Source organism: Baekduia sp., assembly GCF_035318805.1.
In the GTDB taxonomy this organism is placed as follows: Bacteria; Actinomycetota; Thermoleophilia; order Solirubrobacterales; family Solirubrobacteraceae; genus Baekduia.
The window spans coordinates 1-14,719 of record NZ_DATHDY010000053.1 but is presented as its reverse complement, the minus strand read 5'-3'; the positions used below and the strand labels follow the sequence as shown (position 1 = coordinate 14,719).

Sequence of the window (14,719 nt, the reverse complement as noted above, 5' to 3'; positions counted from 1 at the left end):
AATGCGCTCGAACATGTGCCGACGCCACCCCCATTTCGGGGGAGGGCGAGCGTCCACGCCGCTGGACGCCAGGCCGGTCCTACAGCGCCGGAAGCCCCTGCGCCCGCACCACGAACCGCTCGACCCGCGCCCGCGTCGTCTCGCTCGACAGCTTCAGCTCCAGCGACGGATGCGCCGCCAGCCACGTCGTCGCGATCCGGATCTCGCGCACCTCGTCGGCCGTCGCGCATGGCGCGAGCCCGCGGCCGTCGCCGCCGCGCAGCGCCGCCTCGGTCCGCGCCCACGCATCGTCCGCATCGGTCAGCGGCGCCCAGCCGGCGATCCGCCCACCGACGATCCACAGCGCGTCGTAGCGCGCCTCCACGGGATGGGCGGCCAGCACGAGCCGCGGCCGCGCGTGCGTCGCAGCCATCGCCCCGCCCAGCCGCTCCAGCAGCACCGCCAGGCGCTCGCGGCGGCGCCGCAGCCACCCCGCGCGCTCGAAGCGCTCCTCTGCCGCCGCGCGCCGCATCTGCTCGTCGAGGTACACCAGCAGCGCATGGGCGGGCGGGTCGCGTTCGTCGCCACCGAACAGCGCCAGCGCCTGGTCCAGCCGCCGCCGGTAGGCGTTCGGATCCAGGTCGCCGAGGCACGGCGACAGGCAGCGGCCCATCTGGCCGTAGGCCGACGGGTGCTCGCGCCGCTTCATCCCGCGCCCGCAATGGCGCAGCTCGAACAGCGACGTCAGCTGCTCGACCAGCTCGGCCGCCGCGAAGCGTCCCTGCAGCGGCCCGACGTTGACGGCCCGGCCCGGCGCCGGCTCGGGCCCGACCTCCAGAATCGGGTACGGGATGTCCAGCCGGCAGCGGAGGTAGACCCAGTTGTCGTCGTGCTTGAGCCGCTGGTTGCCCGGCGGCTTGAGCTCGCGGATCAGCCGCGCCTCGGTCAGCAGCGCGCCCAGCTCGCTGGCGGTCTCGACGTGGTCGGCGATCTCGGCCTGCGCGACCCATCCGGTGTCGGGCGACGACGGCACGAAGTGCGCCTTGGCGCGCGAGCGGATCGACACCGACTTGCCCACGTACAGCGGCTGCCCCTCGGCGTTGCGGAAGATGTAGACGCCCGGCTCCTCGGGCAGCGCCGAGCAGTCGACCTTGCGCCGGCGCGTGCCGCGCAGCGACACGCCGCCGTCGGTCCGGCCGGCCCGCGCGGTGCGCTGCCGCCTGGACCGCAGCAGCCCGAGCGCCTGCCCGACCGTCCCCGCGTTGGCGCACAGCCGCGGAAACAGCGCGCACAGCACGCGCGCGCACGTCTCGGCGTCGGCCAGCGCGCGGTGCGAGACCTCGACCTCGATCCCCAGGGACTCGGCCAGCGGACGCAGCTTGCGCTGGCGCGCGAGCGGATGCAGCCGGCGCGCGAGCGCGACCGTGCACAGCGTCGGCGGATCCGGCCACGCCAGGCCGGCGCGCCCGAACGCCTGCGCCAGCACGCGCCGGTCGAACGACGAGTTGTGCGCCACGAGCACCCGGCCCTCGAGCTGCTCGGCCAGCTCGGGCAGCGTGACCTCGGCGGGCGGAGCCTCGTCGACCATCGCCTGGCTGATCCCCGTGAACCGCTGGATGCCCCGCGACAGCGGCGCCCGCACCGGCACGAGGGTCTCCCAGCGCTCGTGCAGCTCGCCGCCCCCGACGAGCACCACGCCGATCTCGGTCACCTCGCACTGCTCGCCGCCGAGGCCGTTGGTCTCGGTGTCGACCACGAGGAACTCGGCGGTGGCCAGCGGGGCGTCGAGGAGCGACGGGACGGCGGAGGAGACGGCGATCGACATGGCGAACGTGTGTTTGTACTCCCGCCCGCGGACGGTCCGGGCGGCGCGTTGCAGGCGCCCTCGCGCGCTCGCCGACCGCCGGTGCGGATACCGTCACAACAGACCCCAGCCGGACCGGAGGACCGCATGACCACGTTCGCCCCCAATCAGGACACGCTGGACGAGCGCACGCGCGAGGCGTGGAGCGCCTACCGCGACCAGCTCGTCGAGCTGGAAGGCCGGGAGTACGACGCCGCCGAGGCGGGCTCCTGGGAGCGCCTCCAGGATGCACTCCGCGACATCGAGGCCGACCGCGCGACACCGCCCATCGGTGGAGAGCCGCACACCTGAACACCCGCTGATCGGGTCCCCGACGCACCGGGCATTGGCGCGAAGGACCGCGCTCGGCTAGGGTTCCGCCCGGGTCACATCGTTTCGCTGCGTGGGAGACGCAGGACCCGGGTCGAGGATGAGGAGAAGACGCCCCGCAATGCGCAGGACGCCGAAGCAGGCAGCGGTCGCTGCCTGCGCGCTGGTCTCTGCCCTGGCCGTCACGGCCTGCGGGAGCTCCGACCACAAGTACAAGAACGCCGAGCGCCCGCCCACGCCGATCGTGGTGAGCGCCGCGATCGACGACCAGCAGGTGTCGATCTCGCCCCGGCGCTTCGGCGCCGGGCCGATCACGCTCGTGATCTCCAACCAGTCGAACGCCACCCAGCAGGTGACGCTGGAGACGGTCGACGCGGCGGGCGGCGGCCCGGGCGAGACGGCCGTGCAGACCGGCCCGATCAACCCGCGCGAGACGGCGTCGGTCAAGGCCGTCGTCAAGCCCGGCACGTGGGAGCTGCACACCAGCAGCGACGGCGTGGACGCCGCGCGGATCACCATCGGCCGCGAGCGGCCGTCCGCGCAGAACGATCTGCTGCAGCCCTAGGAGACTGTGTCGCTGTCGCGACTGGGGACCCACCTCCGGCGGCGACGGCTGGCCGTCGTGGGCCTCGGCCTCGCTGGCCGCCTACGGCACCCCAAGGCGATGGCGCCGATGCGCGACCATGTCGCGATGCGTCGCGCCCGCGCCACCGTCCTGCCCGTCGCGCTGCTCGTCGCGCTGGCGATCCCGTCCGCGGCCGCGCACGCCGCGCCGACGCCGTCCCAGACCGTCTTCACGCAGAAGCTGATCGACGATCCGGCGACCACCTCCGCCGTCAAGAGCGTTCTGACGACGAAGGCCGGCATCGTCGACCCGCGCAGCGGCTTCGTGGACGTGACCGGCGACGGACGCCAGGACGCGCTGGTCCTCGTCTCGACCACGGGTGCCGCGGGCGCGGTCGCGCTGTACGTCTTCAGCACGCACGGCCAGAAGGCCGGCGACACCGGCGACCAGACGTCGCTGAAGGTCGTCTTCCGCCTGCAGTCGCTGTACCGCGCGACGCTGCGGATCTCCGGCACCACGCTGAGCGTCCTCGAGCCGCGCTGGTCGCCGGGCGACGACCTCTGCTGCCCGAAGAAGCTGCGCGAGCGCGACTACGCGTTCGACGCCAAGAAGGTCACGTTCGTCCGCACCGCGGACCACGACGTGGCCTTCACGAAGTAGCCCCGCACGGGCCTCCCGACGGCGCAGTCACCCTCGCCGGCCACGTCAAGGGGTCGCATCAAGGGGTCAGACCCTTCGGGCGTGAATCGCCACTCGCGGGAGGTCGCCGGCAATGGGCAAACGGAAACGCATGTCGGATCGACCCCGCATATGGGGGTCAATCGCGCACGGATCGCCCGGACACCGGCGATCGCGGAGGACCGGCGGCGCACGCGCCCTCACCTCACGTCCCGGTCATCGCCCCCGAACCACGCGCCGCGGCACGACACGGGCGGCGTTCAGCTCAGGCAGTGGACGCGCTGCGCCGCGTGGTCCGGGGGCGATGACGACGCGGCGCCGGCCGGGTCGTCTGCCCCGGCGCCGTGAGGGGATCGTTCGGGCGTGAATCGCCACTCGCGGGAGGTCGCCGGCGATCGCAAACGAAAACGCATGTCGGATCAACCCCGCATATGGGGGTCGATCGCGCACGGATCGCCCGGACCCCGGCGATCGCGGGACGACCGGCGCGGCCCGCGCCCTCCCCTCACCTCCCCGTCATCGCCGCCCAACCACGCGCCGCGGCACCACAGGCGCCCGAGCGGAGCCACCAACGCCGGCACCCACGAACGGAACGCATGCCGGATCGACCCCTTCATGAAGGGTCAGACCCCGTTCTGTGCGCTGGTGCACACATGTTCGCTTGAGAAATCACTGCGCGGGCGCAATACTTATGTGCATGCATGCAAGCAGTGCGAGCACGGAAGCGACTGCGGCCCAGGTGGCCGCGGAGATGCTCGCCCTGTGGCGCCTGCTGCTGGCCGGCTCGACGCGCTCGCTGTACGCGATGCTCGCCGACGCCGACCTCTCGATGACGCAACTCAAGATGCTGCACGTCCTCGTGGAGTGCCAGACCGAGGTTTCCGTCAAGGAGATCGCGGAGCAGCTGTCCATGTCCCTCCCCAACGCGTCCCGGACGGTGGACGGCCTGCTGCAGCGCGGGCTCGTCGAGCGTCGTGAGGACGAGCACGACCGGCGCGTCAAGCGCGTGGGCCCCACCCAGGCCGCGCGCGACCTCATCGACCGCGTCGACACCGCACGGCTCCAGGGCATCGAAGCCTGGGCCGAAGACCTCTCCCCCGTCCAGCGCCAGACCCTGCTGGACGCCCTCTCCATCCTCCCCAAGGAGCGTCGCAAATGACCCCCACGACGCTGCGCAAGCGCTTCGTCAACGACGAGAACCGCCGCTGGTGGACCCTCGCCGCGATGTGCTTCGCGCTGTTCATGATCATGTTGGACAACACGGTCGTCAACGTCGCGTTGCCGTCCATCCAGAAGGACCTCGGCGCCTCGATCAGCGGCCTCGAGTGGACCGTCAACGCCTACACGTTGAGCTTCGCCGTGCTGCTGGTCACCGGCGGCCGCCTCGGCGACCTCTTCGGCCGCCGCCGGATGTTCCTGTTCGGCGTGATCGTCTTCGGCGCGTCCAGCGCCTTCATCGGGCTCGCGCAGTCCGAGGCCTGGCTCGTCACCGGCCGGGCGGTCCAGGGCATCGGCGCCGCGTTCATGATGCCCGCGACGCTCTCGATCATCTCCAACGCCTTCCCGCCGCACGAGCGCGGCAAGGCGATCGGCACCTGGGCCGGCGTCTCGGCGCTGGCGCTCGCCATCGGCCCGGTCGTCGGCGGGTTCCTGGTGGAGAACGTCTCGTGGCAGTCGATCTTCTTCCTCAACCTGCCGGTCGCCGCCCTGGCCGTCGTGGTCACCCTGTTCGCCACGCACGAGTCGCGCGACGAGACCGCGGCGCGGTCCATCGACGTCCCGGGCGTGACGGCGATCACCGTCGGCCTCGCGGCCATGGTCCTCGCGCTCGTCGAGGGCAACGCGTGGGGCTGGGGCTCGGGCCAGATCGTCGGCCTGCTGGCCACCGCCGTCGTCGGCCTCGCCGCCTTCGCCGTGATCGAGACGCGCTCGGTCAACCCCATGGTCGACTTCCGCTTCTTCCGCGCACGGTCGTTCCTGGGCGCGAACGTCGTCGCGTTCATCGTGAGCTTCGCGATGCTGGCGACGTTCTTCTTCCTCGCCCTCTACCTGCAGAACGTGCGCGGCTACAGCCCGCTGCAGGCCGGCGTCCGGTTCCTGCCGATGACCGTCGTGATCATCATCGGCGGCCCGATCGCCGGGCGGCTGTCGGACCGCATCGGCCCGCGCCCGCTCATGACCGCCGGCCTGCTGCTGAACGCGATCTCGCTGTTCTGGCAGGGCCACCTCGAGGTCGACACGCCCTACACGAGCCTGCTCGGCGCCTTCATCCTGATGGGCCTGGGCATGGGCCTGATCATGTCCCCGATGAGCACCGCGGCGATGAACGCGGTCGACCAGACCAAGGCCGGCGTGGCCTCGGGCGTGCTCTCCATGAGCCGCATGGTCGGCGGCACGTTCGGCGTCGCCGTCATGGGCGCGCTCATCAGCGGCCTGGGCCGGCAGAAGATCGACGAGCTGCTGCCGCAGGTCCCGCAGGGCACCCGCGCGTCGCTGGCCGAGGGCCTCGGCGCGGGCGCGACCGGCGGCACCGGCGCGGTGCACGACGCCGTCCAGCAGGCGTTCCTCTTCGCGCTCAACGACGGTCTGCGCATCGCCGCGGTGGTCGCCGCGCTCGGCGCCGTGGCCGCCTGGGTCCTCGTCGAGGCGGGCGTCCCGCACCGCCAGCCGGTCCACGACGCCGAGAGCTCCGAGGTCGGCACGGGCGACGGCGGCGCCGAGCTGGCCGCCGCGGCCGAGACCGCGATCCCGGCCTAGGTGGGTTGTTCCACGAGGCGGTCCCGTCGATGGCTGGTCCGGGCGGATGCCTGAGGTCGCACGATCTCGCAGCCGATCCTGGTCGGATCGGCAAGGGATCGGGGGCCTCAGGCGCCGGCCGGGCCGGTCAGCGGCGGCAGCGAACCCGTGGAACAACTCATCTAGCACTCGATCCGTCCTGCACCGCCGCCACGATGCGGCGGTGCAGGTTCTCCATGCGGTCGACGATTCCCGGCTGCCCGAGCTGCTGGAGTCCGGTCACTTCTTCTGGCTGAAGCTGGAGGGCTGCTCCGACGAGCAGATCGCCGAGCTGGGCCGGCGCTTCGGCCTGCATCCGCTGGCCGTCGAGGACACGCAGGAGTTCGGCCAGCGCCCGAAGATCGACGACTACGGGCAGACCGCGCTGCTGGTCTTCTACGGCGTCGATCCCGACGGATCGCCCGTCGAGGTCCACTTCCACGTCAGCGGCCAGTGGATGATCACCGTCCACCAGGCCGGCCATCAGCTGCTGCAGAACGCCGCCGACCGGATCGAGCGCGAGACGCCGAAGACCGAGGAGGAGGCGATCTACCGCGTCCTCGACGCGCTGACCGACAGCTTCTTCCCGGTCCTGGACCAAGTCGACGACGAGATCGACCTGCTGATGGACGCGATGCTCGAGAAGCCGAGCCAGGATCAGCGCCAGGACCTCTTCGCGCTGCGCCGCCGCCTCATCGAGCTGCGCCGGATCGCCACGCCGCAGCGCGACATCCTGGCCCGCGGCGGCGACGTGCTGGGCCGCCTCCCCGGCCTGGAGGCCGACGACGCGCGCGACTGGTTCCGCGACGTCTACGACCACCTCGTGCGCATCTCGGAGCTCATCGACTCCTACCGCGACCTGCTCGCGGGTGCGCTGGACCTCTACCTCTCCACGGTCTCCAACCGGCTGAATAGCATCTCCAAGCAGCTGACGGTCGTGGCGACGATCTTCCTGCCGCTGACGTTCGTCACGGGCTTCTTCGGCCAGAACTTCGGGATGCTCGTGCGCCACATCAACAGCGCGGCGGCGTTCTGGGGCTACGGGGTCGGCGGCCTGGTCGTCTCAGCCGGGTTGTTGCTGCTCTACTTCCGCCGCCAGGGGTTCCTCCGCGACGACTGAACGTCGGCGACCGCATAGCCCGATCTGGCGTATGGTTCGCGCCCCGCAGGGAACCGCCACCGACTCCAGAGGGTCCGAACAACACATGGCCGTTGATGTGACGCAGGTCTCCACCGTCGACACCGAGCCGGGCGAGCTGCCGGCCAAGATGGCCGCATGGGTCATCCGCGAAGAGCGCTTCGGCGAGCCGAAGGACGCCTTCCAGCTCGAGGAGATCGACGTCCCCGAGCCCGGCGCGTTCGAGGTCATCGTGCGCGTCATGGCGGCGGGCGTCAACTACAACAACGTGTGGGCCGCCCTCGGGCAGCCGGTCTCGGTCATGAAGTACGGCGACCACCCCGAGTTCGGCCATCACATCGGCGGCTCCGACGCCTCCGGGATCGTCTGGAAGGTCGGCGCGGGCGTGACGCGCTGGGAGCCCGGCGACGAGGTCGTCCTGCACTGCAACCAGGCCTCCTACGAGGATCCGGAGGTCCACGGCCTGGACCCGCTGGCGGCGCCGTCGCAGAAGATCTGGGGCTACGAGACGACCTGGGGCTCCTTCGCGCAGTTCACGAAGGTCCAGGCCCAGCAGCTGCTGCCCAAGCCCGCCGCGCTGACCTGGGAGGAGGCCGCCAGCTACGGCCTCGTCTACTTCACCGCCTGGCGCATGCTCATGACGCGCTGCAACCTGCAGGCGGGCCAGAAGGTCCTGATCTGGGGCGCCGCCGGCGGCCTGGGCGTCTTCGCCACGCAGATCTGCAAGGCGGCCGGCGCCGAGTGCGTCGGCGTGGTCAACAGCGACGAGAAGGGCGCGCTGGTCAAGCAGCTCGGCGCCGTGGACTACATCAACCGCAGCGAGTTCGCGGGCATGATGCGCACCGGCAACGAGACGCCCGAGGAGGAGAAGGCGCGGTTCAAGGAGTCACGCCGCTTCGGCAAGCGCGTCCAGGAGCTGCTCGGCGCCGCCCCCGACATCGTCTTCGAGCACGTCGGCGCCGCGACGTTCCCGACGTCGGTGCTGACCGTCAAGCCGTTCGGCAAGGTCGTCATCTGCGCGGGCACCACGGGCTTCAACCTGGACTTCGACGTGCGGTACCTGTGGATGAAGCAGAAGGAGATCCTCGGGTCGCACTTCGCCAACGCGTACGAGTGCCTGAAGGCCAACGAGCTGATCGAGTCGGGCGCCATCCGACCCGTCCTCTGGCGTACCCTGGGCTTCGATGGCGTCGCGGAGGCTCACCAACTCATGAGGGACAACAAGCACGCCGGCAAGATCTCGATCTTGGTCGGCGCGGAGAAGGAGGGTCTCGGCAAGACGTCCGACGGCCCCGGAGCGATCTACGCGGAGGTGGGCTGACATGGCAGGCGTCGTCTACGTCCCGTGGTACGCCACGGTCTTCCGCGGAGACAAGCTCGACGCGATGGTCGCCGAGATCGCGCCGGTCGCGCTGCGCTACGGCGCCACCGGCTACGCGGTCCATCGCAACCGCGACGACCGGTACAAGGTCCTCCAGATGGCGACCTTCGAGAACAAGCTCGACTGGGACCGCTACTGGTCCGGGCCGGAGTTCACGCGCTTCCGCGTGGCCGCCCAGGCGCTCTACCAGGTGCCGGTCCTCTACACGTGGAACGACGTCACCGTCGAGGGCCACCTCGACGAGCACCACCAGCGGTCCGGCGTCGCGCCGACCGCCGTCGGCAACGCCATCTAGCGGCCCACTAAGAGACCGTGTCGCTATCGCGACTGGGGACCCACCTCCGGCGGCGACGGCTGGCCGTCGTGGGCCTCGGCCTCGCTGGCCGCCTACGGCACCCCTAGCAGGCTCGGGAGGCATCGGCCGCGCGCCTCAGGTTCGCGGCGCGCTGTCCGACAACCGGCGGGACCCCCTCTCCGCCCAAGGAGCCGTTCCCCGTGCCCCGCCTCGCCCTCCGCTGGACCATCGGCCGCAAGCTCGCGGCCGCGTTCAGCGCCGTCGTCCTGCTGTTCGTCGCCGCGCTCGCCCTCGCCCTGACCATGCAGTCCGCGGCCAACCGGTCGTGGGCGCAGCTGCAGCACTGGCAGCGAGGCCAGGACGCCATCGCCCAGTCGGTCACCGGCTCCCGCATCCAGCAGTCCGCCCAGGCGATGTACGCCGCGACCGGCGACGTCCGCTACCGCCGCGAGTGGGACCGCGGCGTCGCGATCGCCGACGCCGGCACCAAGGCCGCGGCCGCGCTGCGCGATCCCACCATCGAGAAGATCGCGGCCGGCGCGAAGGCCGCGGACCACCGCCACGACAAGAGCGTCCACGACGCCCTCTTCCCGGCGATCCAGCGCGGAGACGCCGCCGCGACCCTCGCCGCCCTGCGCAAGGTCGACCGCTACGTCCGCGGCCCGATCGGCGCCAGCGAGCAGATCGCCGGCTACCTGACCAAGCAGCGCGCCGCCAGCGTCGCCGCCGCCAACGGGGACGCGCAGCGCGCCCGCACCGTCACGATCGTCGCCACGCTGCTCGGCTCGCTGCTGGCCTTCGCGGTCGCGCTGCTGATCACCCGGTCGCTGGCCGGCCGCGCACGCCGCATCGGCGTCGCGGCCCGTCACCTGGCCGAGGGCGACACCGAGCACGAGCTCCGGGTCGGCGGCGACGACGAGCTGGGCCGCACCGCGCGGCACTTCGGCGAGGTCGTCGACTCGCTGCGCGCCATGAGCCGCGCGGCGGCCCGCGTGGCCGACGGCGACCTGACCGTCGAGGTCACGCCGCGGTCAGAACGTGACGCGCTGGGCCAGGCGTTCGCGGGCATGCTCGCCCAGCTGCGCGAGCTGGTCGAGCGCCTCACCGGCTCGGCCGGCGCGCTGGGCACCGCCTCGCGGGAGATGGCCCAGTCCTCCAGCGAGACCGGCCGCGCGGTCGACGACATCGCCCGCGCCGTGTCCGACGTCGCGATCGGCGCCGAGCGCCAGGTGCACGCCATCGCCTCCGCCCGCGCCGGCGTGAGCGACATGGCCCGCGCGGTCGACGCCGGCGCCGACGGCGCCCGCGAGAGCGCCGTCGCCGCCGCCGAGGCCGCCCGCGCAGCGGGCGACGGCGCCAGCGCCGTGGCCGACGCGACCGAGGCCATGGCCGCCGTCCAGGCCTCGTCGGCCGACGTCACGACCGCGATCCGCGCGCTCGGCGACAAGTCCTCGGAGATCGGCTCGATCGTCGACACGATCGGCGGCATCGCCGAGCAGACCAACCTGCTCGCCCTCAACGCCGCGATCGAGGCCGCCCGCGCCGGCGAGCAGGGCCGCGGCTTCGCGGTCGTCGCCGACGAGGTGCGCAAGCTCGCCGAGGAGTCGCAGACCGCCGCGGGGTCGATCGCCGGCCTCATCGCCGACATCCAGGCCGAGACCGCGCGCGCCGTCGGCGTCGTCGCGGACGGCGCGGACCGCACCGCCCGCGGCGCCGATGTCGTCGACCAGGCCCGCGCCGCCTTCGAGCGCATCGGCGAGGGCGTGCGCGACATGGACGCACGGGTGGCCGGCATCGCCGCGGCCGTCGAGGAGATCGCCGGCGCCAGCCGGCGGATGGAGCAGGACATGGACGAGGTCGGGGCGGTGGCCGAGCAGTCCTCCGCCACGTCGGAGGAGGTCAGCGCGTCCACGCAGCAGACCTCGGCCTCCACGCAGCAGATCGCCGCGGCGGCCCAGGGCCTGGCCGGCACGGCGCAGGAGCTGGAGGCGCTCGTCGCGCGCTTCCGGCTGGTCGCGTAGCCACGATCCCGCGCGCGTCAGGGCGCCGGCTGCCTCAGGCGGCCGGCGCCTTGTCGATGTCCAGGCGCAGCTTGGCGATCGACTGGCGGATGATGCGCGAGATCTGCATCTGCGAGACGCCGATGCGGGTGGAGATCTCGGTCTGCGTGAGGTCCTCGGCGAAGCGCAGCCGGAGGACCTCGCGGTCGCGCTGGCTCAGCACGTCCATGGCCTCGTCCAGCAGCACGCGGATCTCCGCGCGCTCCAGCTCGACGTCGCGCCCGCCGATCGAGTCGGCCAGCGTCATGTCCTCGCCGGTCGGCTCGTCGAGCGAGCGCGTCCGGCGGGCGCCGACGCTCTGGATCGTCGCGAGAACCTCCTCGAACGGCGCGTCGACGCCGTCGGCGAGCTCCTGGACGGTCGGCGACCGGCCGAGGCGGCCGGTCAGCTCGTCGCGCTTCTTGGCGACCACCAGCTGCAGCTCCTGCAGGCCGCGCGGGACGCGCATCGCCCACGTGCGGTCGCGGAAGTGGCGCTTGATCTCGCCCAGCACGGTCGGGGTCGCGTACGACGAGAAGCGCACCTCGCGCTCGAGGTCGAAGCCCTCGATGGCCTTCATGATCCCGACGCAGGCGACCTGGACGAGGTCGTCCATGGGCTCGCCGCGCCCGGCGTAGCGGCCGGCCAGCGCGCGCGCCAGGGGGAGCATCTCCTCGGCGAGCTGGTCGCGCGCCCGCGTGTCACCCTGGTGGTGGTAGCGCCGGAGCAGGTCCTGCTCGCGGTGTGCCCGAGTGCCGCTCTCGATGTGCCCGCCGGCGTCGGCCATCCCCTCGCAGGGTAACGGCCACCCGTCGGGGCCGTGGAGAGTCGGGCTACTCTAGGCTTGCTCGAGCGGGGCCATCGTGAGGCCCGCGTCGCGGAGCTGGTGCCAGTAGTGCTCGGCCAGCTCCTTGTGCCCGCTCCACACGATGGCCAGGCCGCTGGCGTGGATGCGATCGGCGATGTCGTAGCCACGGGCGACCGTCATCCCGGGGATGAATCGCGCCAGCGTCCGCGCGACGCCGTCGAAGGTGTTGTGGTCGTCGTTGCGCACGATCACCCGCCAGGCGCCCCCGAGCGCGCTGTCGGGGCCTGAAGTCCGTGGTAGCTCGATCGTCTGGCTCATCTCGACTCCGAAGTATCCAGGTTCCTCCAGTACCTCGCCAGCCCGCCGTACAGCGTGTTCGGGGGCATGGCCTTGTGGTAGCCGTGCTCCTCGGTGGTACCCGCCAGTGCCCGCCGGAGCTCGCGTTCGAAGCCCGCCTCGTCCTCGCGCCGGGCCACCTGCGCCCAGCGATCCAGCTCGCCGTGGAGCGTGCTCAGGTGCTCGGCGACGTCGGTGAACGTGCCGTAGTGCGTGATCGCCACCGCGCCGGGATCCCAGTGCTCCAGCAGGTCGATCGAGCGGTGCCAGGCCGCGACGTCGATGTCCGGCGGCGGCGTGGGCGGCAGGATCGGGCCGTCGCCGATGCGGACCCCCGCGACGTCGCCCGCGAACGCGATCCCGCTGGCCTCGTGCAGGTAGGCGACGTGGTGGCTGGCGTGGCCGGGCGTCCAGGCCCAGCGCACACCGTCTGCGGGGCTGAGCGGCGCGGCCTCGTCCAGGACGCGGACGTTGGCCTCGGGCACCGGGATGATCTCGCCCCACAGGCGCTGCATCTGGTCGCCGTAGATGCGCGTCGCGCTGGCGACCAGGCGGCTGGGATCGACGACGTGCCCGGCGCCGTTGCGGTGCACCCAGACCTCGAGGTCGGGCCAGCGGCGCACCAGCGCGCCCGCAGCGCCCGCGTGGTCGAGGTGGATGTGCGTCAGCAGGACGCCGCGCGGCGCCTCGTCGCCGAGCGCCGCGAACAGGGCCGCCGACGACGACTCCGGCCCCGGATCGACGACGAACCCGTCGATGACGTGCGCGCAGACCGCATGGGCGGCGCCCTGGAAGTGGACGTCGATCTCGCGGTGCTCGCTCATGTGCTGACCCGGGTCGCCACGACGATGTCCTGGAAGCTCGCGCCCGCGCCGTCGCCGCGCCAGGAGCCCTCGCCGACGGCGGTCAGGCTCAGGCCGTGGCGGGTCAGCGTGTCGGCGAGCCAGCCGCGGTCGAACGCGATGGCCTCCTCCGGGATCTCGTCGCTGACGACGGCCACGGGCTGGTCGGCGTCGAGGAACGGCAGCCCGGCGCGGCCGGCGGCGATCGCGGCGCGCGAGCCGCCGTCCAGCAGGAACCACGTCGCGAACAGGCGGCCCCCCGGCGCCAGGACGCGGGCGGCCTCGGCGACGTAGCGCTCGGCCTCGCCCTCCAGCAGGTGCGTGAAGACCGAGGTCGCCAGCGCGAAGTCGAAGCTCGCGTCCGCGTAGGGGAAGTCGAACCGGTCGGCCGACTGCGCGCCCGCGGGGTTGTAGCGCCGGTTGTAGAGGTCGGCCGTCTGGAAGGTGAACCGCGGATGCGCGCGGTAGCGCCGCCGGCACCACGCGATGCCCTCGGCGTTGATGTCGAACCCGTCGTAGGAGCCGGGCGGCGTCAGGTGGCGCGTCAGCGGGCGCGCCATGCGGCCGATGCCGCAGCCGATGTCGAGCACGCGCTCGGTGGACCGCAGCCCGCCCAGCGCGACGAAGTGGCGCAGGAACTCGTCGCCGGTGTCGACGAAGTCCGAGTGGCCGACGAAGTCCAGGCGCCGCGGCGGGACCAGGCGGTCGGCGCGGGGTGGCCGGGACAGGTAGCGATCGCGGAGGTCGAGGGCCCGGAGTCGCAGCGACGTCCGGGCGCGTTCCAGGAGAGGCTCGGGCACTCGGGCGGAGCCTACTTGCGTTGAACGCAAGTACGATTCTGAACATGGAGCATCGCCTGCCCGAGCGCGACCGTCCGTGGATGATGCGGACCTACGCGGGACATTCGACCGCGAAGAAGTCCAACGAGCTCTACCGGGCCAACCTGGCCAAGGGCCAGACCGGCCTGTCGATCGCCTTCGACCTGCCCACGCAGACGGGCTACGACGCCGACCACGAGCTCGCCCGCGGCGAGGTCGGCAAGGTCGGCGTGCCGGTCGCCCACAAGGGCGACATGCACCAGCTTTTGGACGGGATCCCGCTCGGCGAGATGAACACGTCGATGACGATCAACGCGACCGCGGCCTGGCTGCTGGCGCTGTACATCGGCACCGCTGAGGAGAACGGCGTGGAGGCGGCCGCGCTCCAGGGCACCACGCAGAACGACATCATCAAGGAGTTCCTGGCGCGCGGGACCTACGCGTTCCCGCCCGGCCCCTCGATGCGGCTCATCGCCGACATGGTGGCCTACACGGTCACCGAGGTTCCGAAGTGGAACCCCATCAACATCTGCTCCTACCACCTGCAGGAGGCCGGCGCGACGCCGGTGCAGGAGATCGCGTACGCGATGGCCAACGCCATCGCCGTGCTCGACGCCGTCGCCGAGCGCGTGCCCGAGGAGCGCATGGGCGCGGTCTTCGGCCGCATCTCCTTCTTCGTCAACGCCGGCGTGCGCTTCGTCGAGGAGCACGCGAAGCTGCGCGCGATGTCGGTGCTCTGGGAGGAGCTCGGCCGCGACCGCTACGGCGTGGCCGACGAGAAGCAGCTGCGCTTCCGCTACGGCGTCCAGGTCAACTCCCTGGGGTTGACCGAGGCGCAGCCCGAGAACAATGTCCAGCGCATCGTGCTCGAGGCGCTGGCCGTCACGATGGG

Annotated in this window: 15 protein-coding genes; 10 read left to right on the top strand and 5 right to left on the bottom strand. The window is 72.2% G+C overall.

All coding sequences use genetic code 11. The features are described 5' to 3' along the window. Positions 1 to 79 precede the first annotated feature (79 nt). Entirely contained in the window at positions 80 to 1,804 is a 1,725-nt protein-coding gene (locus VK501_RS12495) for an exonuclease domain-containing protein (RefSeq protein ID WP_324337765.1), read from the bottom strand. Positions 1,805 to 1,930: 126 nt separating this feature from the next. Here VK501_RS12495 and VK501_RS12490 point away from each other — a divergent pair, with 126 nt between their 5' ends. The 9 genes from VK501_RS12490 to VK501_RS12450 all read left to right on the top strand — a co-directional run bounded on the left by VK501_RS12490 (position 1,931) and on the right by VK501_RS12450 (position 11,005). Further along, complete coding sequence (locus tag VK501_RS12490) at positions 1,931 to 2,134, top strand: hypothetical protein (RefSeq protein WP_324337763.1); 204 nt, start codon at positions 1,931 to 1,933, stop codon at positions 2,132 to 2,134. 139 nt (positions 2,135 to 2,273) lie between these two features. Continuing rightward, positions 2,274 to 2,717, top strand: a complete 444-nt coding sequence (locus VK501_RS12485; RefSeq protein ID WP_324337761.1) for a hypothetical protein — start codon at positions 2,274 to 2,276, stop codon at positions 2,715 to 2,717. A 108-nt stretch (positions 2,718 to 2,825) separates the two neighbouring features. Then, positions 2,826 to 3,377: a hypothetical protein gene (locus VK501_RS12480; RefSeq protein ID WP_324337759.1), complete on the top strand. Its 552-nt coding sequence runs from the start codon at positions 2,826 to 2,828 to the stop codon at positions 3,375 to 3,377. A gap of 757 nt (positions 3,378 to 4,134) precedes the next feature. Next, positions 4,135 to 4,554 (top strand): MarR family winged helix-turn-helix transcriptional regulator, encoded by a 420-nt coding sequence (locus VK501_RS12475; protein WP_324337758.1) that lies wholly within the window; start codon positions 4,135 to 4,137, stop codon positions 4,552 to 4,554. Next, complete coding sequence (locus VK501_RS12470) at positions 4,551 to 6,152, top strand: MFS transporter (RefSeq protein WP_324337756.1); 1,602 nt, start codon at positions 4,551 to 4,553, stop codon at positions 6,150 to 6,152. The genes VK501_RS12475 and VK501_RS12470 overlap by 4 nt, the downstream gene beginning before the upstream one ends. 202 nt (positions 6,153 to 6,354) lie before the next feature. Continuing rightward, positions 6,355 to 7,290: a magnesium transporter CorA family protein gene (locus VK501_RS12465; protein ID WP_324337753.1), complete on the top strand. Its 936-nt coding sequence runs from the start codon at positions 6,355 to 6,357 to the stop codon at positions 7,288 to 7,290. An 85-nt stretch (positions 7,291 to 7,375) separates the two neighbouring features. Further along, positions 7,376 to 8,629, top strand: coding sequence for a crotonyl-CoA carboxylase/reductase (ccrA, locus tag VK501_RS12460; RefSeq protein WP_324337751.1), 1,254 nt, complete (start codon positions 7,376 to 7,378; stop codon positions 8,627 to 8,629). A gap of 1 nt (position 8,630) precedes the next feature. Beyond that, positions 8,631 to 8,984, top strand: a complete 354-nt coding sequence (locus tag VK501_RS12455) for a hypothetical protein (RefSeq protein ID WP_324337749.1) — start codon at positions 8,631 to 8,633, stop codon at positions 8,982 to 8,984. Between the two features lie 200 nt (positions 8,985 to 9,184). Then, on the top strand, positions 9,185 to 11,005 hold the full coding sequence (locus tag VK501_RS12450) for a methyl-accepting chemotaxis protein (protein WP_324337747.1): 1,821 nt from the start codon (positions 9,185 to 9,187) through the stop codon (positions 11,003 to 11,005). Between the two features lie 34 nt (positions 11,006 to 11,039). Here VK501_RS12450 and VK501_RS12445 read toward each other — a convergent pair whose 3' ends face one another. The 4 genes from VK501_RS12445 to VK501_RS12430 are packed head-to-tail and all read right to left on the bottom strand — an operon-like array spanning position 11,040 to position 13,809. Next, positions 11,040 to 11,810 (bottom strand): SigB/SigF/SigG family RNA polymerase sigma factor, encoded by a 771-nt coding sequence (locus VK501_RS12445; RefSeq protein ID WP_324337745.1) that lies wholly within the window; start codon positions 11,808 to 11,810, stop codon positions 11,040 to 11,042. Between the two features lie 51 nt (positions 11,811 to 11,861). Beyond that, positions 11,862 to 12,149, bottom strand: a complete 288-nt coding sequence (locus tag VK501_RS12440) for an ATP-dependent Clp protease adaptor ClpS (protein ID WP_324337743.1) — start codon at positions 12,147 to 12,149, stop codon at positions 11,862 to 11,864. After that, a complete protein-coding gene (locus tag VK501_RS12435) occupies positions 12,146 to 12,991 on the bottom strand; it encodes an MBL fold metallo-hydrolase (RefSeq protein ID WP_324337741.1) in 846 nt (281 codons plus the stop codon). The genes VK501_RS12440 and VK501_RS12435 overlap by 4 nt, the downstream gene beginning before the upstream one ends. After that, positions 12,988 to 13,809 carry a class I SAM-dependent methyltransferase gene (locus tag VK501_RS12430; RefSeq protein ID WP_324337739.1) on the bottom strand — a complete coding sequence of 274 codons (822 nt, stop codon included), beginning with the start codon at positions 13,807 to 13,809 and terminating at the stop codon, positions 12,988 to 12,990. Before VK501_RS12430 ends, VK501_RS12435 begins: the two co-directional genes overlap by 4 nt. Positions 13,810 to 13,853: 44 nt before the next feature. Between VK501_RS12430 and VK501_RS12425 the strand changes: the two genes are divergently transcribed. Beyond that, positions 13,854 to 14,719: methylmalonyl-CoA mutase family protein (locus VK501_RS12425; RefSeq protein WP_324337737.1), on the top strand; the 866-nt coding region annotated here is incomplete at its 3' end.

What these genes read in the sequence shown, in the direction of transcription:
- VK501_RS12495 (WP_324337765.1), bottom strand. Translation starts at nt 1,804, where the DNA reads ATGTCGATCGCCGTCTCCTCCGCCGTCCCGTCGCTCCTCGACGCCCCG.
- VK501_RS12490 (WP_324337763.1), top strand. Translation starts at nt 1,931, where the DNA reads ATGACCACGTTCGCCCCCAATCAGGACACGCTGGACGAGCGCACGCGC.
- VK501_RS12485 (WP_324337761.1), top strand. Translation starts at nt 2,274, where the DNA reads ATGCGCAGGACGCCGAAGCAGGCAGCGGTCGCTGCCTGCGCGCTGGTC.
- VK501_RS12480 (WP_324337759.1), top strand. Translation starts at nt 2,826, where the DNA reads ATGCGCGACCATGTCGCGATGCGTCGCGCCCGCGCCACCGTCCTGCCC.
- VK501_RS12470 (WP_324337756.1), top strand. Translation starts at nt 4,551, where the DNA reads ATGACCCCCACGACGCTGCGCAAGCGCTTCGTCAACGACGAGAACCGC.
- ccrA (WP_324337751.1), top strand. Translation starts at nt 7,376, where the DNA reads ATGGCCGTTGATGTGACGCAGGTCTCCACCGTCGACACCGAGCCGGGC.
- VK501_RS12455 (WP_324337749.1), top strand. Translation starts at nt 8,631, where the DNA reads ATGGCAGGCGTCGTCTACGTCCCGTGGTACGCCACGGTCTTCCGCGGA.
- VK501_RS12445 (WP_324337745.1), bottom strand. Translation starts at nt 11,810, where the DNA reads ATGGCCGACGCCGGCGGGCACATCGAGAGCGGCACTCGGGCACACCGC.
- VK501_RS12440 (WP_324337743.1), bottom strand. Translation starts at nt 12,149, where the DNA reads ATGAGCCAGACGATCGAGCTACCACGGACTTCAGGCCCCGACAGCGCG.
- VK501_RS12435 (WP_324337741.1), bottom strand. Translation starts at nt 12,991, where the DNA reads ATGAGCGAGCACCGCGAGATCGACGTCCACTTCCAGGGCGCCGCCCAT.